Annotated in this window: 16 protein-coding genes; 3 read left to right on the top strand and 13 right to left on the bottom strand. The window is 44.7% G+C overall.

Features of this window, described 5'->3' with window-relative positions; all coding sequences use genetic code 11:
- Positions 1 to 107 precede the first annotated feature (107 nt).
- The 3 genes from NU887_RS02285 to NU887_RS02295 form a co-directional block, all read right to left on the bottom strand.
- On the bottom strand, positions 108 to 2075 hold the full coding sequence (locus NU887_RS02285; RefSeq protein WP_258421734.1) for a c-type cytochrome: 1968 nt from the start codon (positions 2073 to 2075) through the stop codon (positions 108 to 110).
- Between the two features lie 18 nt (positions 2076 to 2093).
- Complete coding sequence (locus NU887_RS02290) at positions 2094 to 3905, bottom strand: 3-keto-alpha-glucoside-1,2-lyase-like domain-containing protein (protein WP_258421735.1); 1812 nt, start codon at positions 3903 to 3905, stop codon at positions 2094 to 2096.
- 261 nt (positions 3906 to 4166) lie between these two features.
- Positions 4167 to 4673 carry a CIA30 family protein gene (locus NU887_RS02295; protein ID WP_258421736.1) on the bottom strand — a complete coding sequence of 169 codons (507 nt, stop codon included), beginning with the start codon at positions 4671 to 4673 and terminating at the stop codon, positions 4167 to 4169.
- A gap of 173 nt (positions 4674 to 4846) precedes the next feature.
- Here NU887_RS02295 and NU887_RS02300 point away from each other — a divergent pair, with 173 nt between their 5' ends.
- Both NU887_RS02300 and NU887_RS02305 read left to right on the top strand, forming a co-directional pair.
- The gene (locus tag NU887_RS02300) at positions 4847 to 5308 is read left to right on the top strand and encodes a YehS family protein (RefSeq protein ID WP_258421737.1); all 462 of its coding nucleotides are present in this window, start codon (positions 4847 to 4849) and stop codon (positions 5306 to 5308) included.
- A gap of 550 nt (positions 5309 to 5858) precedes the next feature.
- Positions 5859 to 7526 carry a T9SS type A sorting domain-containing protein gene (locus tag NU887_RS02305; protein WP_258421738.1) on the top strand — a complete coding sequence of 556 codons (1668 nt, stop codon included), beginning with the start codon at positions 5859 to 5861 and terminating at the stop codon, positions 7524 to 7526.
- Between the two features lie 247 nt (positions 7527 to 7773).
- On the opposite strand, the gene NU887_RS02310 is transcribed toward NU887_RS02305, so the two are convergent.
- The 7 genes from NU887_RS02310 to NU887_RS02340 are packed head-to-tail and all read right to left on the bottom strand — an operon-like array spanning position 7774 to position 15149.
- The gene (locus NU887_RS02310; RefSeq protein ID WP_258421739.1) at positions 7774 to 8244 is read right to left on the bottom strand and encodes a hypothetical protein; all 471 of its coding nucleotides are present in this window, start codon (positions 8242 to 8244) and stop codon (positions 7774 to 7776) included.
- A gap of 45 nt (positions 8245 to 8289) precedes the next feature.
- Positions 8290 to 8949: a tetratricopeptide repeat protein gene (locus NU887_RS02315; protein ID WP_258421740.1), complete on the bottom strand. Its 660-nt coding sequence runs from the start codon at positions 8947 to 8949 to the stop codon at positions 8290 to 8292.
- Complete coding sequence (locus NU887_RS02320; protein WP_258421741.1) at positions 8937 to 10286, bottom strand: tetratricopeptide repeat protein; 1350 nt, start codon at positions 10284 to 10286, stop codon at positions 8937 to 8939. Before NU887_RS02320 ends, NU887_RS02315 begins: the two co-directional genes overlap by 13 nt.
- Positions 10268 to 12448 (bottom strand): urea transporter, encoded by a 2181-nt coding sequence (locus tag NU887_RS02325; RefSeq protein WP_258421742.1) that lies wholly within the window; start codon positions 12446 to 12448, stop codon positions 10268 to 10270. The genes NU887_RS02320 and NU887_RS02325 overlap by 19 nt, the downstream gene beginning before the upstream one ends.
- Before the next feature lie 30 nt (positions 12449 to 12478).
- Positions 12479 to 13837, bottom strand: a complete 1359-nt coding sequence (locus NU887_RS02330) for an alanine racemase (RefSeq protein ID WP_258421743.1) — start codon at positions 13835 to 13837, stop codon at positions 12479 to 12481.
- 21 nt (positions 13838 to 13858) lie between these two features.
- Positions 13859 to 14905 carry an ATP-grasp domain-containing protein gene (locus NU887_RS02335; protein ID WP_258421744.1) on the bottom strand — a complete coding sequence of 349 codons (1047 nt, stop codon included), beginning with the start codon at positions 14903 to 14905 and terminating at the stop codon, positions 13859 to 13861.
- Entirely contained in the window at positions 14892 to 15149 is a 258-nt protein-coding gene (locus NU887_RS02340; RefSeq protein ID WP_258421745.1) for an HPr-rel-A system PqqD family peptide chaperone, read from the bottom strand. Before NU887_RS02340 ends, NU887_RS02335 begins: the two co-directional genes overlap by 14 nt.
- A gap of 403 nt (positions 15150 to 15552) precedes the next feature.
- Here NU887_RS02340 and NU887_RS02345 point away from each other — a divergent pair, with 403 nt between their 5' ends.
- Positions 15553 to 16200 carry a TetR/AcrR family transcriptional regulator gene (locus tag NU887_RS02345; protein WP_258421746.1) on the top strand — a complete coding sequence of 216 codons (648 nt, stop codon included), beginning with the start codon at positions 15553 to 15555 and terminating at the stop codon, positions 16198 to 16200.
- Positions 16201 to 16206: 6 nt separating this feature from the next.
- Here NU887_RS02345 and NU887_RS02350 read toward each other — a convergent pair whose 3' ends face one another.
- Genes NU887_RS02350 through NU887_RS02360 form a run of 3 tightly spaced genes read right to left on the bottom strand, consistent with a single transcriptional unit; the run spans position 16207 to position 18606 of the window.
- The gene (locus NU887_RS02350; RefSeq protein WP_258421747.1) at positions 16207 to 16800 is read right to left on the bottom strand and encodes a DUF502 domain-containing protein; all 594 of its coding nucleotides are present in this window, start codon (positions 16798 to 16800) and stop codon (positions 16207 to 16209) included.
- A gap of 25 nt (positions 16801 to 16825) precedes the next feature.
- Positions 16826 to 17893, bottom strand: a complete 1068-nt coding sequence (locus NU887_RS02355; protein ID WP_258421748.1) for a PCMD domain-containing protein — start codon at positions 17891 to 17893, stop codon at positions 16826 to 16828.
- The gene (locus NU887_RS02360) at positions 17890 to 18606 is read right to left on the bottom strand and encodes a hypothetical protein (protein ID WP_258421749.1); all 717 of its coding nucleotides are present in this window, start codon (positions 18604 to 18606) and stop codon (positions 17890 to 17892) included. Before NU887_RS02360 ends, NU887_RS02355 begins: the two co-directional genes overlap by 4 nt.
- Positions 18607 to 18612 lie beyond the last annotated feature (6 nt).

Consider the following 18612-nt stretch of genomic DNA (forward strand, 5'->3'; position numbering starts at 1 on the left):
TCAGGGACCACCCTTCGTGTTTCAGGGTGACGGACTCGAAAACCCGACAACCTGACAACGCGAAACAGAGAACCATGACAACAAATACAACCACTAGAACAATTAAATCACTTTGCTAACGAATTGATCCAAGCCGCAATCTTCAAAGCTTCCTCTCTTGGAACCTGAGGCATCGCTGCCATCGGCGTGGCATAATCCGGCCAATTCTCTGGTTTTGGGTTGTAGATCAGTTCCACGATTTTCTCATTGGAATATTTCCTTTTGGCTATTTCTGCATAAGCTGGACCAACTTGTCGCTTGGTGGCATTGTGGCAGGCGGTACAGGTATTTTTAGCAAGCAAGGCATTGATAACCTCAAGTGAAGGAACTTCATTGGCCGCTGCTACCGGTTTGGCGGCAATTGCAACAGGTGCTTTCTTTGGAGAAGCGGCGGCTTTCTTCGCTGCTTCAGCTTCCTGTTTTGCTTTCTCGGCTACGGAGTTGTACTTACTGAGTTCATCCACTGCCAACTTTGCCCCTTCGGGAATATTGTTCAGTGTGTAATATGCCGTACCATGAACCAGCGAATGGGATTCGATACTCTCCCGGACGCCATCCAAGGATATTTTGTGGATGTGATACCTTCTTAAGCCATCGACTACAATCCTTACTTTCATGCGATCAGCCGATACCTTTACTCCCGAGATGACATTATCCTGAATATTGACAGGAGGACTTCCATAGACCGGATGGTATTTGTAGGTAAAGCTCTGAACGGCATAGGAAGCCAAGTCCTCTGCTGAATTGATATTGACAGGCTTGGTAAATTCTATCTCAAAACCATCAGGCATGGCCTTGACGGTTCTCATTTCGAAAGGGATTTCATTGTTCCATACCATACGCTGCAAGCCTTCATTGGCTTCGCCTGCGGAACCCCAGCCTCTGTTGGTTTCGCCTACAAAAAGCGACTTGTCCGCTCCGAACGCAATCCGCATCACACCGGATTGGAAGCCTGCACGGAAGTCAATGGATGCACCTTGGTATTGTCCGTTGACTTTCTCCAACATGACACGCATGATCTTGCTCTGACCCTGATCTCCTACGAGGACCTGACCTTCGAATGGCCCCAAATGTCCTTTTGGGATCTGCAGAGGCTCTGAGTTGGAGATGCCGTGGATGCCATGTGGCAACCAAACTGCCGGAAGCTTGATGGATGGGATTTTTTCTTTGGCCTCAAAAAGTGTGATGAATTCCTCATCGACCACATTTTCGGGCTTGATATAGCGGCCGTAAGTGTTTTTGATTTTCCTTGGATCTACTACTGCGTCAAATTGCTCGGCAGTCAGCTTAAAGGGAGGTCCTGCCAATCCTGTCCAGGCCAAGCCTGCAGGGTGTCCGGTAAAATCTCCTTTTTCCAGATGCCACAAACCACCTGAAGCCATGTAATCACCCTGGTTGTCAGTGTAAAATAATTCTCCGTCTATGATGCCTAGTCCTGCGGGAGAGCGCATGCCTGTAGCCCAAGGCTCCATTTTGCCATCAGGGGAGATTTTCATCACCCAACCTCTGTACGGCACGCGGCTTTCACCTCTCCACCATTCTTCATTGCCAAAGGCCACATTGCCGGAAACAAAGTAATTTCCATCGGTGCTGACTTTGGGTCCAAAACTATATTCATGGTAATGCCCGGAGATGTCCCAAGCATAGATCGTCTCGTATTTGTCTGCGTAGCCGTCCTTGTCTGTGTCGGTGACTTTGGTGAGTTCACCCCTTTGGGCACAGATCCATGAACCGTCCTGATAGGTCAATCCGAGGATTTCGTGGAGTCCTGAAGCAAATTTTCGGAAGAAAGGTCTTGGGCTTGTGGGATTTTCTACGATGAAAATATCCCCCCGCCTAGTCGCCACGCCAAGGTTACCATTTGGCATCAAAGCCAATCCGCCTACCTCAAGGAGCGTTCCTTCCGGACTACTTACCTTCATGATTTTGTAATAATCCTCCTCTAATGGAGACTCCTGTGCCATGGCCGGACGGGAAAACAATCCCAAAATTCCGAGTGCCAAGACAGTAATATATGTTGAATGAAAGGTCTTCATATTCTAAATGTCAATAAGTTAAAATAAGATGGCATATTGGATTTGGGAATTTAGAGAAACCAAAAGCTGCTGCTTGTCACCGCTGCTTTGGATTACTGGTTTGTTGGCTGACTTGGGGTCTACCTGGATGTAGAAGCCTTTGTCCGTTACCCAATACAATCCGTCTTTGATCAGCTTGATGTCTGCACCTTCTGCGATCGCATATTGCTTGTTGGCCGTGCCTCCGCTGGCGGAAAGTGTCCTGTCCAATCCCTTGCCGTCAGCCCTGCTGATGATAAAGTCCTTGAAGGCAATCCCCTGCATGTCATAAAGAAACTCCACACCCCCGTTTTTAGTTTGGTAACCTTGCGTATCAAAGTTTTGATTGTTAGACTGGAATTCTATTCCCTGAAGGTTCTTTTCAGGATTGCCGATGAATACGACTACTCCGAGTGGAACGGATGCGCCGTTTCCACGATCATTCCACATAGGCGTGGCATCTAGGAAACCACCTCTCCATACCTGAAATAGATTGCCTTTGCTCAGGTCATAAGAGTAATGTACCTGCTGCGGACTGGAAACAGACAAAGCATGCGTGATTCTTTTGCCGTCAGGCAGATCCATAAAGCTCCTCAGCATTGGCACATCCTGTTGGTCGACGAGGATCGGGTCTACCATCCATTGCTGTCTTGTGGCACTTGTGGACAAAGGCATTTCGCGCAGACCCGGTCCTGATACATAAAGGTCAAGTCCCGTGTCGGACCAGTCTTTGGTCTTGGAGACAAGTATCTGAACAGGAACTGTTCCTTTGGTCAGGGAGACATTTGCCCTTTGGTATTCTTCGCCCATCCCTGTGACTTTTTTGCCGTCGATGGTAAGCTGACCGGTACCTGAAGAAACAAGAAAATGGAATGTATATTCACCTGTTTCGGGAACGTTTAAATTTCCCATATACCGGGTCAGGTTCTGCCCTGTCGGGGTTTGGATTGGGTCTTTGATGTCTTTGATGATACCTACTGATGCCACATCAATTTTTGAAAAATCAGGTTCTTGGTTAAAGAATCCTTTGTAAGTCTCATACTTCAGGTCAGAAAGGGTAGGCACCGGTGTATCAAATCTCGTGATTTCGATATTGCGGAAAGCCACCGCACCATGGTCGCCTTGGATCCGCAGCGGACCTTTGGCAATGTCGTTGGGCATCAGTGAACCGCGGGTAGGACCGAAGAGTTCTAGGTTTTCGTGAATGGTCACGCCATTGAGTTGGATGTAGAGAAACTTCGCATTTTGGGTTTTCTCTCCCTGAGCATTGAATCTAGGGGCTTGGAAGGAAACTCGAAGCTGCTGCCAGATTCCCGGTGCTCGGGCTACATTCTGCCTTGGGGCATAGCCTTCATAGCCTTTTTGTCCCTCGGGCTTGCTGTCATCCCAACGCTCGTAGACGCCGCCCATGTCTCCTGGTTTGGCTGTCAATTTGGTCCAACTGTCAAGGACCTGAATTTCGTATTGGCCCATGAGGTATACGCCGGAGTTGGAATGGGTAGCCACCATGACCTCAAGCTCGAGGTCGATGTCTCCGAATTCCTCGATGGAGATGAGATCTTGTCCGTTGTTCTTTTTGGTGGGGAGGTTGACGATGATGGCCTCACCTTTGGAGACTTTAAGGAAGTTATCTTGGTTCGGGTCGCCCGAGACATCGCCTGCCATCTGCCATGTACCGTTGTTGGGTTTGAAAGCGGAGAGGTCTTTCAGCATGATGGTCTGCTGGGCAAAAAGGGCAGTATTGCCAAAAAATCCAGTCAGTAATACACAGCCTAGGAGGGCTGCGTATTTTTTGAAATAGGAATTGGTCATTTTAATGTTGTGATGGTTAGTAATGGAAGTAGTATGAAAGGGTAAATATGTCCCAAATGGGGTGTTTTTCCAAATGAATGTTTAATTACCGCAATGGACGCGGAGGTTTCGCAATGGTCGCAAAGGGTCTTTAATTTTAACACAGACCACACAGAGGGCACAGAGAAAAAAGGATTCATTTTCTCCCGCAGATATCGCAGATTTACGCACACCGGAGCTTAAGGCGAAGAAGGGTAAACCCCTCCTGAAATGATCAGAAAATCAATAGAACTTAAGGTAATCGATCCACAAATAGAAAGTACCTTCCTGCTTGTCAGCCAAAATAAACCCAATCCGCTGAATTTCTTTTAAGACCTCGGGTTCTATGCCCTTTTGGATGGTGGTACCCATTCTGCTGATTTCAAAATCCCGAAGCGGGATGGTGACGGTTTCCCAATCCTTACCTTTGGCACCAAACTTTACCCTGAATTTTGGAAGGTAAAATGGAGTGTCTTTTTCAATCAACACCTCAAACTTCCTTTGGGTATCTGATTTGAAACGGATTTCACAATACCCGTAAGACGAAAGGTCGTAGCTACCCAATGGACTGCGAAGGGAAACGAATCCGCCATTGTTTTCAAGGGAAACATTTCCTGTAAAAAGTAGTGCGTCTGTTTCCAGACTCGCTTTGGATTGGGAAAGTCCACCCATGACACCATCGTTGACGATGGACCAATTTCCGAAATCCTTTCCTACCCCAAAATCAAATAATAAAGTATCTTTTTTCATAAAGGGATTCGAATAAAAGTAAAATACCAAGAAAAAGACAAGTTGCCACATATTGTAAGAAGTGAATTTGGCAGGTTAATGTTTTAAAATGGATTGGAAAACTTCCTCCAATCCATCATCTTTACCCGTATATGAATTCTGAATTCTTAATTTTGAATTAATAATTAAAGAAAATGACCAACAACGATATCCTCCGTAGCCTGCGTTATACTTTTGATTTTGGAGATGACAAGATGATTGCGCTTTTTGGCTTGGGCGGCAAGATCGTCACAAGGGCTGAGGTGAGTAATTGGCTGAAGCGAGAGGAAGACCCCGACTACAAAGGCATATTTGACAAGGACTTGGCGTATTTTCTAAATGGCCTGATCATCGACCGCCGTGGCAAGCGGGAAGGCGTGGAGCCGGTGGCAGAGAAGACCCTGACTAATAACATGATCTTCCAAAAGCTCAAGATTGCCTTGAATATGAAAGATGAAGAGATCCTCGAGATATTAGCCAAGGTAAATGTCAATATCAGTAAGCATGAACTGAGTGCTTTTTTCCGCAAACCTACGCAAGACCAATACCGCCTGCTCAAGGATCAGATTCTGAGGAATTTTTTGAGAGTAATTCAGATGAAGTTTAGGCCGGATTGATTATTTGGTTAATGGTTAATTGGTTAGGGGTTATTTGGTTAATGGTTTATTGGTTGGGATGTTTGAATTTTGATTTACGAATTACGATTTACGAGGGGGGTTACACAAATATGGAAGATTCAGATTTTTATTTTGCGGCTTGGTGTGAGGTAAATTTTTTTTAACCGCGATGGACCCGAAGGTTTCGCAAGGGACGCGATGGTTTTTCTTCCAGGGTTTTAGGTTTTTCTTTGTGGCTTTGTGTCTTTGCGGGAGTTTAAGGTTTGAATCTTTGTGGGACAGGGTCTTTTAGTCAACCGAATTGGTCAATTTCTTTAAGCTTTTTGGATTCCTTCTTCTAATTTCAAGCCCCCTTTTATTGAGTTTTTTCTTCAGTAATTGTCTACTTCCATTATTTCTTAAATCAGAAATATCTTGCTGTCTATTGATATTTTATTGATATTGTATCATGAAATATAAGTAAAGTTCAATAGATACATCATTTTGTATTTGTAAATCTGAAAAAAGTATTTTGTAAGTACCTTCTTATTGCGTTAATCACCCGATTCCAATGAAAGGCTTATCTATCTCCTATATTACGCTATTACTGTTGTTCGTTTCTAGTCCTTTGCTTGGACAGACTTACACCTACAATCCTACCAAGACAGGATGTTCCAATTCCTGGACTGATGGCAATTGTTGGGACAAAGTGAACATCGTTGGCTGTTCGTTCAATTCCGGTAGCACCTATCCTCCTTTGGTTTCCTCTGCCTCTTTGCCCGGATACAATTCCATCAAAAACAATTGTACTGTAAATGTGATCATCAATGAGCACCTTACCCTTGACCCCGGATTTGATTTTGCTTTTTTGGGTCCGGCCTATAACATTACCCTTGCGGAGGGGGTCAGCCTCAATATCCCAAGGCATGTTTACCTATTGGAGCGTGGTGTATTGACTTTTCTCCATGCTTCAGGTACAGGTGCGGCCCAAATCAACATTGACGGAAATATTTACTATGAAAAGCAGGCCAATCTGAATCTGGGAGACGGGACAACCTTAGAAGTAACCAATGTCCTCAATCCATCAACTAACCAATATGAAGGGATACTTTTTCAGGTAGATCCACAAGCTACCTTAAGGATAGGCGGTACACTTTCGTTTACCAACGGAAACAGCAATAAGGTGATCGTCGAGGGAACTTTTGAAGTCATGCAGCTTAATCTCGATGCCGGAAACTCTGGGACTACGCCGACAGCAATCGCTTCAAAGAATGCCCTTGTAGTCAAAGGAAGCGGAAGTTCCAATGTATGCTCCGGAATCAATATCAAGGGAGATTCCTATCTCCTCGTGGAGCCAGGAGGAGCTTTGAACCTTGTGTCTTTGGAATTAGCTGGATCTGCTCTGTTTGACATTTACGGGACAACCCAAATCAAATCAATGACAGTATTGGGCGATTCATGGATGCGGATGTTTGCAGGATCTCAGTTTGACAATCAGAGTTTTACGAAGACGTCAGGATCTGCAAAGATTTTTAAATGTGGAACAGAAGTAGCGCTGCCTACTACTGCCGTCGGAGGCTGTACAGCGGGATATACTTTGATTTCGGCCGAGGAGGATTGGGATGAATTTACAGGGGATTGGTGTTTCCGGAAGTTACCGATCAAACTGTTGGAAGAAGAATTGTTGTATCTAGAAGAAAGCAACACTGTCAGGTTAAATTGGGTTACTACAGCAGAGTGGGAGAACAGCCATTTTGAGATAGAAAGGTCTGTAAAGGGGATCGAAGATTTTGTTCAGATCGGAATTGTCAAAGGAGCAGGTTGGTCCAATGAACAAGCCGATTATAGCTTTGAGGATAAGGATTATCCCATGACAGGAGACAAGCTCTATTACAGGATTAGACAGGTGGATGCAAATGGAAGGCATTCTTATGGAAAACTCATGACTGTCACTCCTTTAAGTCTTCACAAAAGCTTCTCGAGTTGGTACCTCTATCCCAATCCCAACAATGGGATTAAGCTTATGGTGAGATTAGGGGAAATCTTGCCCGGCAAGGAGATATCTATACGGTTTAGGATCATCAATACTTTTGGAGGTACTGAAGAATACTTTGTCTCGAGTGAAGGGGAAATGAACGAGGTGCTTTCAGGACTTGTGAGCAATTTGCCTAAAGGAATCAATATCCTTGAGGTTCAAGTGGGAGAGCGCTTTGAAATGATCAAATTCATTGTGGATTGATGTCTGATTTTTAAAAGTTCATGCCAAGGTTGATTATGTTTGGTGGTATTGGATTTTCAATTTCCTCATTTTTAATGATCAATACCTATAATTCTCCTGTCCCATTGCAGGGATTTCCTGTTTTTTTTGGCGAAAAAAATGTGTTTGAAAAAGATCCGAGCTCTCCTTTGAGACCAATCAGAATTGGTCTAAGGTTGATTTTGTAAGCTATTTTTTTTCCGATACTCCGGATTTATTTTAACATTGATCAGTCTGTTTTTTTAAACTCTCTCCATTCCGAAATCCATTCTTGGGAGGAAAGGTCGTGGTCATAGATGTAATTGACGATGATGGCCAAGTCCTTTTGGTCAATGGACAGGGGAGGCATCAACCTAAAGTTCCGGATGGCTCCGGGCATTTTGGATTTGTCCTGATCGGGATGCTGTACATAGGCAATAATAGGATCGACAAAATCCTCCCTCGAAATCCCTTCCCTGAAATAATGTTCCCGTACTTTGAACATCGGCGGTCCTGTTCTTGAGGCAGGTCCTCCTGTCATTTCGGGATGATGACAGGTAAAGCAATACCGGTCCATCAAGACCATGCCATCTAGGTTCTGTTTGGTATTTTGAAGAGGAATATGGATTTCTTTCTTTTTTTCCTGATTGAAATAGAAGAGAATGACGACCCACAGCAAAGCAGGCAGTAGGGAAAGTATGATTTGTTTTTTGGTAATCATAGACAGAATCATTTACATGGAAAATGGATGTCGGAGTAAGAAATATTATTTGATCAGCTTCAGTCCTTCCAAGGCGGATTCGTCACCGGGATTGTTCAGCAGTACTTTTTGGAACAGGACCTTGGCTTCCCTGGATTTCTGCAAGCTGAGTTTGTTCCAAGCTAGGAGCAGCAGTCCGTCATAGTCGAAGGGATAGAGGTTGACGACTTTCTCAAGGAAGGGATCAGCCTTGGCAAAATCCGCACGGTTGTAGTAGATTAATCCCACGCGGTAATTGACAAGACTGTTTTGTGGATCAGTCTGTAGGATTTGGCGGTAGATATCGAGGATTTCGTCCCATTTGCCCTGTACGGAGAGCGGGAGAACCAGGCCAAGCTTGGGTTCGATGGCGTAAGGTTTCAGGGCAACCGCCTTATTGTAATATCCTGTGGCTTGATCAAGCTTGGAAGCCTGGTAGTGCAGCCAACCCAACCTGAGGTTGAGTTCGTAGGAATCCGCCTGATAGACTGCCATCAATTTGTCAATGGCAGCATTGAAGTTTTGGGATTTTTCGAGGGAGTAGCTCTCTCGAAATGCCTCGGTGACCTTGTCCTGTGCCTGCGCATTGAATGCAGTGAGGAGTGCGATCAGAAATGCCAAAACAAGAATTTCTGTTTTTAGGATCCAATTGGTTTTGGGTCTTGGTTGTTTTGCTAAAATCTCCATGATAAGATGCCGGTTAGGGATTGAATGTTGTATTCCTGTAAGTTGAGGGGTTCAGATTCGGACCCTCCTGTTTTGAATTCACTTTGGTTGGTGAAGAGGGTATAATCCAGGGTAATGCTCCATCGGGGATTGGGGAGGATAATGGCTCTAGCACCGATTCTTTGGGTGATTTTGTCCAGCCTGTTGAAAACGACTATGCCGTCATTGAGCAGGAAGTTTTCCATTTCACCAAAACTGCCATATGCTTCCAGCCACAGGTTGTCGTTGAACTTGGTTCCGATTTGCTGTTCAAAGACGAAGCGGTTGGTCGTCGGCTGCGTGGCGGTTTGCTGTCTTTGGTGGGACAAAACCGAAACTGTGTAGAGATTCAGGTTTCCCTTGGGATAGAGGATGAGTTTGAGGTCCTTTTGGTCCTGCCGTGCATTGGCTAGGGTGCCGTAATTATAGGATGCTCCTAGGGTAACAAAGGACCATCTCTTGTAAAGCGAGCCAAAGTACACCATGTCGGTGTCGGTTTGGTTTATTTCTTGGGTAATCACATTGGGATCTTGACCCACCTGACTTTGGACCGGAAGGGAGTAGTTGATATTGATGTAATGAAGTCCGCCCATCAGGCTGAGTCCTTTTGCCAAAAGCACATTGGCAGCTGCGTAATATTGAAACAGACTGGATTGATAATCCCTGTTAAGCAGGATTTCTCCTTCGGATTGGCTGTAAAGCAGGTGGCTTACCTGAAGGGCCGAAATACCGTGATACAGTGTCAGCCTTGGACTGAATCCATGCTGAAGACCTGCGTAGAAATAGTGGTGCTGGTTTGGGATAAACTGACTTCCTTCCAAATCGGGGCTAAGGGAAGCGGTAAATCCATCTGTCACATTTTGGTCGGAAAGGCCTGTATAGTTGTAGGCGAGATCGAGCTTTTCGATGAATTTGACAGTGCCGATTTTTATCTTTTGCTTCATAGCAGGAGAAAAATCTGCTGCAACGATTTTTGCTTCCGCGGACCTTCCCGCTAAGAGGTAGGCATAGAAAAGGTATTCCTGAAGGTACTCTTCACTTCTGTTCATTTTGATTGCCTTTTCGAAATGTGTCGAAGCCAAATGGTAATTGCCGGTTTCATAATAGGCAATCCCCATCCTGACCCGCAGGTAGTAATAGTCGATGCCGTCCTGAAGCGCTTCATTGCCTTCCTTGATGAGGCCTTGCCATTCCTTTTTTTGGAAAAGGGAATAGGTCTCAGCATCCACTTGGGAGAGGCTTTTTTGCTGTTGGGCATGTGCCAAAGAAGTACAGACCAAAAGCAAAATGATTCCGGGCATTAACTGTCGTAAATACATGTTGCCAGAATTTGGTTTTTGTTGTTTTTAAATCTGAATGTCCTGAGTCCGCCGCCGTCCAATACAAATTCAAACTCCGAAACAGCCAAGGTTTTTCCCCATGATTTTTTGAGGATATGGCCTTTGAGAGAAAGGGGTTTTGAGGAAAATCCTTTGTTTTTTTCAGGATAGGTCAGGGTAAATTCCCCTTTGAGGTATTGGTAAAAAGGGGCGATAAAATCCTGAAGGAAGATGGTGTTGATATTGAAAACCATGTGAACAGGAAATCTATCTTTAAGCTTGAGTCCATCAGTAAAGCCGAAGCTCACCTTAAAGGCAGAGAGATAGAAGGCGTAGAGAAGGGATTTCCTATCTCCCTCAAAGTGTGTGAAGTGAAGCATCGCCTCATCGAGTTTGAAGTAGGCTTTGGAACCTGTTTGTTGGCATTCGAGGTATTTGTTGAGGCTATAGTCCCTTTTGACTTCCCATTCATGCCGATTTCCGTCTTGGGTTTCAAAGTGGAGTCTGTTGCCGACCACAAAGGAGAAAGCTTTCTTCAGGTCATTTTCAGGCATAAGCGAACTGACCACAGCATCTATTTTGGGATTGGTGGTGGACATCAGCTTTTCTTCGCCCTTGACCCTCATCCACACATCGGTAATCCGGTAGTCGATCGTTTTGGAGCCGATATACGGCGTCGCCTGGATCTGAAAGTGGAGGTGGGGATAAGGTGAATTTCCGGAGTTGCCGCACTTCCCGATTACTTCTCCTTTTTTGACCTTGTCTCCGGGTTTGGGTAGGATGGAACCCTGTTTGAGGTGGCTCAGTTTGCTGTAAAGGAAGTCAGCATGCTTGATGATGATGGTGTTTCCCCAGTTTTTCTCTAGGTTGTTTGCCCCAATGGAATTGTCGGGAATGTCGTTGACCACGGCTTCCACCGTCCCGTCGGCAGGAGCGAGGATGTTTTTGTCAAAGCAGTAATAATCTGTAGGGAAATCCCCTTCGTCCTTGAAAGTCTTGTTTTGTTCATCCTTGATTTCAAAATCCCATGCATATCGCCAGGCGTCTTTGTGGGTATAGGCGCCGTTGTGTCCTTGGGTGACAGTCCATTCGCCAAAGAAAGGAAGGTAAATGGGCACTGGGCTGTCTTCCCCAAACCTTTTATGAAAATTACTAAAACTGTAAAGATTTTTTTCGGGAGAGTTTTGCTGCCAAAAGATCGTGCTGAGACCGATCCTGTTGTCCACCCGGAACTTCAGCGCATAGAGGAAAGTTAGGGTTGCGAGGTTGAATGGAAAAGAATGGATGGGTAGGTAAATCAGGTTGAAAACCTGCTGCAGGGCAATGCCCAAAATCGTGACCACGGGGATGATGGCGATGAGACCAAGGTAAGAACTGCGGCTCGGGATGATGAAATAGCCGCCTAGAGCAATGGCTGTCAGGATGTAATTGAATCCGATATAGCTGAAGGAAACTTCGGAAAATGGAATTCCTAATAGCAGGTAAAAGACATAGGCGAGGTAAAATCCCCACAGAGAGAGTGTAAAGGCGATACGGGAATAAATCAATGTTCCCAAGGCAGCGAGAACTCCTGCAAAGACATTGCTCTGGAAAAATATGGCTCCAAGGGAAAGGAAATAGGCTTTGAGGGAAAGCGGCATGGGGAGTTGGTTCCACCATTCGTACATGTTGACGAGAGATCTGCCTCCTAAGAGGTAGAGGTCATTGAGGACATAAACCCCTCTTTCACTCAGTCCCAATTCCCCAAACTCCCGCGTGGCGAGCCTGACCATCCAAAAAACAAGGATAAAAGGGATACTCAGGTAGGGGAGGCCATATTTGCCCAAAACCCCTTCCATCGTCACAGCAATAAAGACAGTCAAAATCCCTGCTATCAATATTAGAACAAAGAGTAAGACTCCGGGCTCAAAGTAAATTCCAAGTCCCACCCCGACAAGGAGGGCATTGAATCCATAATATCCCTGACGGATGTTTGGCTCATACAGTCCGATAAAAAAGGCAGTCAACAAAGCCGCCAAGACCGCTGTCAGCCCAAAGAACCCAACATATAAATCCACGAAAGTGATGAATAGCAGGATGATCCCAAACCATTTGTTGTTGGAGAAAAATACCTGCGCATAACTGTTGAACAGGGACTGACCTAACCATTCAAACTTTTTCATGGAAGCTGATTTGGCTTTTTAAGGAAACTTTTAGAGTTTGAATTGCTTCAGGTGCTCGGGCATCACTTCCTGAGAATTGATGGTCTCGAGCACCTCTCTTTTTCGGATCAGATGGGGATTGCCTTTGCTGTCGAGCATGACCACATTTGGCCGGAGGGTGATGAATTGCATCCATTGGGTATTGTTGTAAGCGCCCACTCTTTTGATCACATATTGGTCACCTTTTTTGAGGAGGGGAAACATCACATTGCCACGGATGACATCGATGTTCATGCAGAGTGGACCGTACAGGGTCGTGTCTTCAGTTTGGTCGGATACCGGTTGTACAGGCCTGACGTCATGCTCATACCAAAAAGCGGTAAAGAGCAGGTTTACCCCTGCATCCAGGATGGTGGCCCTTCTTCCGTCGGCCAGTCTCTTGTTGGCGATGACCGTGCCGACAAGGTAGCCGGCATCATCGATCATGGCCCTGCCCGTTTCGAGGATCAGCATTGGAAGATGGTCGGGCTTGATGTCGGAGCTCATGAGTACTGAGGTAATGGCCTCTGCAAAATCATCAAAAGAAGGTGCTGTATCCGTACCCGGATAGTAGGCGCCACGGAGCGTGTTTTTGGAAGCAAAACCCCCGCCCATGTCGATGTATTTGAGGACATGGCCATGCTTCCGCTCCAGTTTGATGGCGAGGTCCGCCAATTTGCCTGCGGCAATCCTATAAGCGTCGACGCTCATCATGTAGGTACCGATGTGGGTATGCAGTCCCATCAGGTCAAGGTTTTTATTGGCCATGATCCTGTTGAGTGCATCCCATGCTTCCCCGTTTTCATAATTGAATCCAAACCGGTCCCATTTGGGATAGATGCCAGTATCCATGTTGACACGGATGGCGACTTTGGGCCGCTCGGTCATTTCCTTGCTGAGGTGGATGATTTCATACAGCTCATCAAAGTGATCGATATGGATCAGGGAATTGTTCCTGATGGCTTTTTGCAGGTCTTCAGTGCTTTTGTCAGGGCCATTGAAGAGGATAAGTTCACCCGGAACCCCGTTGGCGATCGCTTTGTCATATTCAAATCCGGAGACCACCTCCGCCCATGCGCCCTCCTGATGGAAGACATTGCAGACGGCATTGAGGTAATTGGTTTTGTATGACCAGGCAAACTGCACATTGGGGTATCGGCTGCTGAAGGCACGGTGGGCTTCCTTGTAGGTTTTGCGGATCGTGGATTCAGAGAGGACAAATAGCGGAGAACCAAATTCCCCGATCAGGTCCTTGATCGGTGTGCCATCGATGTGGCTGAGCGGTTCCAAGCGGTGCGACATGCCGTATTTGCTTGGCAAACCGGCATTGATCCGCTGTATAATCGGTCTTTCAAAAGCTAGCTTTGTCATGGGTTTTTAAGTCTTATTGATTCAGAGTTCCCCTTTGGTGGACAACTTTTCAAATTCATTTAATTCAACAATCAGGTCAAATGAGTAGCGGATAAACATTTTGCCGATATCGTATTTGGTAAAAGGTGCGACCTGAATGTCCATGGCCAATTTGACCAAGGCCTCAGGTAGATTTTGGCCCGCTGCCACGGCGAGGTAGACCCAAGCTGGAAGTCTCGGGTTGATTTCTATCATGTAGAGTTCGTTCTTGGTGGTCCGGATAAGCTCGAGTTCCATGCCCCCACGCCATTTGGTCTGGGAGATGATTTTGTAGGTGAGGTCCATCATGGTCGGGTCTTCCAAAGTGATCCCACCCCAAGCTTTTCCTTTGTCCGTGATATAAGTTTTGCGCATGGGAACTGCACCTATCGTATTGCCCTTGCCATCCCCCAAAGCAATCACGTTGACTTCCGTACCCCGGACAAATTCCTGGATGACGATGGGAAGACCCCATTTGGCAGCAATTTTATTGAAATACAACGCTACCTGATCCATGTCATAGGCGATGTAGGCATCATAGAACTTTCCTTTGACTACGACCGGAAACTCAAACTTGTCCTGCATTTTCCTGAAGTCCTCAACACTCGTGATCGGCGCGCTGAAGGGAACATTGACGCCATACTTTTTGCCGTATTCCGGAAGGTTGGATTTGTGTCTTTCTTCGAATTGCTGCAGGGTTGGGAGAAAAGTGCGTATGCCCATTTCCCTCAGGATTTTTTCAGATTTCATAAAAGTGAATAGCTCCGAATCAAAATTGGGGATCAGGACATCGATTTTTTCTACTTGATGGATGTAGCGAATCCTTTCCAAAAATGGCTCTACTCCATCAGAAGGATAAGGGACTTTGTAGGATTTGTCCACCAAGTCGTGCATGTAGGGACCTGGCTCGAGGTTGTCGTATACCAAGCCGATGATTCTCGCATCAATTTCCTTCGAATCCCTCAAGCCCCTGACCACGGGAATCCCGGGACCCGGGCTGTCGATGTTGTTGAGTCCGGAGAGGGCGATGGTGAGTTTAATCTTTTCCATCTGGTTCGGTGAGGTGAAGCTGGGCCAAGGTGGCTATAAAGTCATAGTAGTACCTTTCAAAACTGTCGCTGTCCACCTCATACTTCTCGGTGACAGCCTCCAAAATTGCGCTAAAGTCTTTTCCCAATTTGATCATTTGGACAATTTCCAAACCGCTGGGATTCAGTGAATAGGAGTCTCCCGAACCAGGATCAAAAACAAATCCCGAATCACTGATGGCGATGTTTTTCTTGATTTTTACCATGGTATATTTTCAATAAATTTGCTTTAACCCAACTATTAAATTTACAAAAACCATATCCGCCATTTTATGACTTTTATCACCCAACAGGAATATTCTATGAAGGAAAATGAGTCTTTAGGAGGCGGATGTGGTTTTGGCTATCAGGGTTTAAAAAATGCCTATTTTCCCTAATTTTTAAATCCGCATTTTTGAGTTTTTAAATGAAAGCCAAGAGATATTATTTGTTTGAAAATTACTTGCCTGAAAAGCCGAAAATTCCTAAATTAGAACAATCCGCCCCGAGAATCTGAATTGAATTTGCTTAATTACTCCGCTCAAAAAAACTAAAAAGTTGTAATGAAAGGATTTGAGGATAAGGTTGGCAATTTGTTATATTTTTGCTTCCACATTGAAAAATCTTAAGATGGGACGAAAGGTTACCAAAGGAAAAAAAACAAAAGAATCTATACTGGATGAGGCAAGAAAAATCTTTAATGAAGAAGGTATTTTTTTAACCTTAAGTGCGATATCAAAGAAAATAGGAATCACCTCAGGCGGAATCACCAACCACTTTCCTACCAAAGAACACCTGTTTGTTGGCCTTTCCGAACAGTATGAGAATGAACTGAATGAAATGACTTCCAGATTTCAATTTGGTCCTGAATTGGATTTCAGTAAATTGACCGCTTTTTTTTCTGAGGTGATGGATATTCAATACAAACATCGTTCAGTAATTTTGTTTTTTTCAGTAATGCACCAATCCCAATCAGTCATGATGGGTCAGTTGCTGAAAACATGGCTCCACCGTCAAACCAGATTAGAGAACTTGGCAAATACATTAGTAAGCATAGGTTTGTTGGAAAAAAAAATTCTTGAACCCAAAGAGTTTGCAGTTTTTCGGTTTCAGTACGTCAATCTGTTTACCACATGGATGGTGTCATATTCTTTGTATGATTCAGGAAAAAGTTTTGAATCCATGAAACCTATTTATTTGGAAGGGATTTTCCGTGTTTTTGAAAAATACTTGACTGAAAAAGGCATGGCGCAAATGTCGGCGGTTAGCTTAACCTAGAAAATTTCAGAGTTTGAGTTCATTTTTTTTGAGTACGTCCAAAATTCCTTCCCCATAATTCCGTATGATGCCTGTCATTTTAAAGTTAGAGACAGTCAGAGGGGTTATCTTGGAAAGAGGAACTACCATGAGTTCACCGGTAGTGAAAGTGGGGGCTTCAGGTACCATTAAGGTAGCCCATTCCGCATTTTTTTCTACCAAAAAGCATACTTTCAGCAAACCATCTTCCTTCAGCAAACAAGGTTTTAAAATTTTTTCTTCCGCATCCGATGGGGTGGTCACGAGGGCCTGATAAAATTTATACCCCGGAATGTAGAAGAGCAGCTTATTTTCGAATTCGGTCAAATACTTTTTGAGGATTCGGAGACGAAGTGCCAACCCAACCAAGAAAATAAAAACAATCAAAATGATCACACCGAATACTTCTGCAAAATCTGTTACGCCAAGCCAAGTTCCTAATTTATCAATTACCGGAAGCAAAGGGCTGAATATCAGCTCAGCAATTTTCCATATTATAAAACCAACAAAAAAGAATGGCAGAATAAAGGATATACCTACCCAGAAGGTTTTGATAATTTCTTGAGTTTTGTTTTTTAACATGGCCTTTTCTGCTATATCATTGAATTTAATAGTTCAACTTGAGATTATTGACAATCAGTGTACTGTTGACGCCTCCTTCGAAGTTGGCTCCCGCGGCACTTGATGCCAATACAAAACTGATGTGTGTGATTTCATCTGTTGCATTGCCAATGGTGCCGTTGGTAGGAAACCAAAATTCGGGAGAACCTTGTGGTAAGTTGCCGTAGATAATTGGAATTGTAATCTCCTTGGGACTCTCCACCTTGTCTCCTGATCTAAACCAAGCCGTTCCGATCCTTTTGATGGTTTCACCGCTTCTGTTTTCCAACAGAAGATAGATATCAGCCTGGTCTTTTTTATCCAAAACCTGACCTTGGCCATTTTTATAAACCAAACCCGGAACATACGTGTAAGTGATGCTGAAGCTTTTTGGCCTTGCCGAAAACGGTGTTCCAAACTTGGCTGAACTGAGCGGATTGGAAATATTCAGTTGGAATTTCCCTGTAAACATGGACCCCGCCGCAATTCCCTGTTTTACCAATTGGGCAAGCGGTCCCAGGTCCCTTGTGATCAGCTTGGCTCCAAAGTCACCCGGTGCGATTTCTGTTTTTTCCACATTGGCCTGGCCCAAAGTAACTACGCCTGCATTGCCTGAAGCCCAAATGGTGTTTTCATCTTTACCTGGTTCCTGATAATTTTTCCCCGCAGGAGTATACCAATCTTTAAAACCGGAGTTTTCAAGTTGGGGGGTAGCCGTTTCTTTCGTAACGATCACCCGATACTTGGCCACGCTGCCATTCTCAGCTGTCACTTCGTAAAATGTTGGTTTGGTAAAATCGACCAAATCACCTTTTCCTGGATTGACCCTGGCATAAGAACTTACCCTGATAGAGTCTGCAAAAAGATTGGCTGTATTGACTTGGGAACCTACAGTCACCCTGATCAAAAGGCTGTCAGAAACAATTTGTGTGTTTCCTACCTGGCCTGCTACAGAGAAGTGTAAGATCTGGTTGAGGGATGATTTGCCAAAGCGATGCTCATCTAAACAGGCATGGCATACCAATATTATGAAGATGGCGATGAATAGTCCGTAAAAAGATTCTAACTGTTTCATAAGTAAATAGAAAATCCGAGTGCTAGTTCCAATAGATTTATTTTCAAACTTAGGTCATTGTTTACCACCTTGGAGTCAGGCAAGTTGGTAGCTGTGCCCCGCGAGACTGAATTACTTATTCCGAATGCACCTACATTGACTTCAAAACCGAAGTTCTTGTGGACAAATACCAACATACCGGGTCTCATTTCCAATCCATAATAAATGGTGTTGGAATGGGTTCTGGTAAGGACTTGGTTGGTAGTGACTTCTTTCAACTGGCTTCCATAACCGATTTGGAGTTCGGTGGGGATTATGATATAAAACCTGTTGCTCGTGCCTAATGGGATGAAGTTTTTGATATAGGGTCGGAATGCCATCCTTCTTTCGGCAAGTTTAACATCTGAAATGACGCCATCGCTAGCCTGTTGGGTGCTGATATCTTCGGTACTTCCATAGAGCAAACCAAGGCCTATTCCCAAGTTGTCTTTGATCACATACCCTGGGTCAAGCCTGATTAAAAACGAGCTTCTTGACTCATTGAGGTAAGTGGCAAAAAGCTGCCGTTCGTTTTCCGCCTGTTTACTAGAAGCAGACAAACTTAAGCTGCTAAACCACATGCCTTTTTTGATGGGTATACCGCCACTATTTGATGTGGTTGATTGGGATAGGCTTTTTGATACAAAACCAAAAAAAACCAATATCGATGTGATGAGTATAAGTTGAGTTTTCATTTTTTT

This window comes from Aquiflexum gelatinilyticum (assembly GCF_024741135.1).
GTDB classification, from domain to species: domain Bacteria; phylum Bacteroidota; class Bacteroidia; order Cytophagales; family Cyclobacteriaceae; genus Cognataquiflexum; species Cognataquiflexum gelatinilyticum.

Excerpts from the sequence above, each read along its gene's own strand:
- NU887_RS02315 (WP_258421740.1), bottom strand. The coding sequence starts at position 8,949 with ATGGAGATTTTAGCAAAACAACCAAGACCCAAAACCAATTGGATCCTA.
- NU887_RS02320 (WP_258421741.1), bottom strand. The coding sequence starts at position 10,286 with ATGTATTTACGACAGTTAATGCCCGGAATCATTTTGCTTTTGGTCTGT.
- NU887_RS02310 (WP_258421739.1), bottom strand. The coding sequence starts at position 8,244 with ATGATTACCAAAAAACAAATCATACTTTCCCTACTGCCTGCTTTGCTG.
- NU887_RS02285 (WP_258421734.1), bottom strand. The coding sequence starts at position 2,075 with ATGAAGACCTTTCATTCAACATATATTACTGTCTTGGCACTCGGAATT.
- NU887_RS02340 (WP_258421745.1), bottom strand. The coding sequence starts at position 15,149 with ATGGTAAAAATCAAGAAAAACATCGCCATCAGTGATTCGGGATTTGTT.
- NU887_RS02355 (WP_258421748.1), bottom strand. The coding sequence starts at position 17,893 with ATGAAACAGTTAGAATCTTTTTACGGACTATTCATCGCCATCTTCATA.
- NU887_RS02300 (WP_258421737.1), top strand. The coding sequence starts at position 4,847 with ATGACCAACAACGATATCCTCCGTAGCCTGCGTTATACTTTTGATTTT.
- NU887_RS02350 (WP_258421747.1), bottom strand. The coding sequence starts at position 16,800 with ATGTTAAAAAACAAAACTCAAGAAATTATCAAAACCTTCTGGGTAGGT.
- NU887_RS02290 (WP_258421735.1), bottom strand. The coding sequence starts at position 3,905 with ATGACCAATTCCTATTTCAAAAAATACGCAGCCCTCCTAGGCTGTGTA.
- NU887_RS02325 (WP_258421742.1), bottom strand. The coding sequence starts at position 12,448 with ATGAAAAAGTTTGAATGGTTAGGTCAGTCCCTGTTCAACAGTTATGCG.
- NU887_RS02335 (WP_258421744.1), bottom strand. The coding sequence starts at position 14,905 with ATGGAAAAGATTAAACTCACCATCGCCCTCTCCGGACTCAACAACATC.
- NU887_RS02360 (WP_258421749.1), bottom strand. The coding sequence starts at position 18,606 with ATGAAAACTCAACTTATACTCATCACATCGATATTGGTTTTTTTTGGT.
- NU887_RS02345 (WP_258421746.1), top strand. The coding sequence starts at position 15,553 with ATGGGACGAAAGGTTACCAAAGGAAAAAAAACAAAAGAATCTATACTG.
- NU887_RS02330 (WP_258421743.1), bottom strand. The coding sequence starts at position 13,837 with ATGACAAAGCTAGCTTTTGAAAGACCGATTATACAGCGGATCAATGCC.
- NU887_RS02305 (WP_258421738.1), top strand. The coding sequence starts at position 5,859 with ATGAAAGGCTTATCTATCTCCTATATTACGCTATTACTGTTGTTCGTT.
- NU887_RS02295 (WP_258421736.1), bottom strand. The coding sequence starts at position 4,673 with ATGAAAAAAGATACTTTATTATTTGATTTTGGGGTAGGAAAGGATTTC.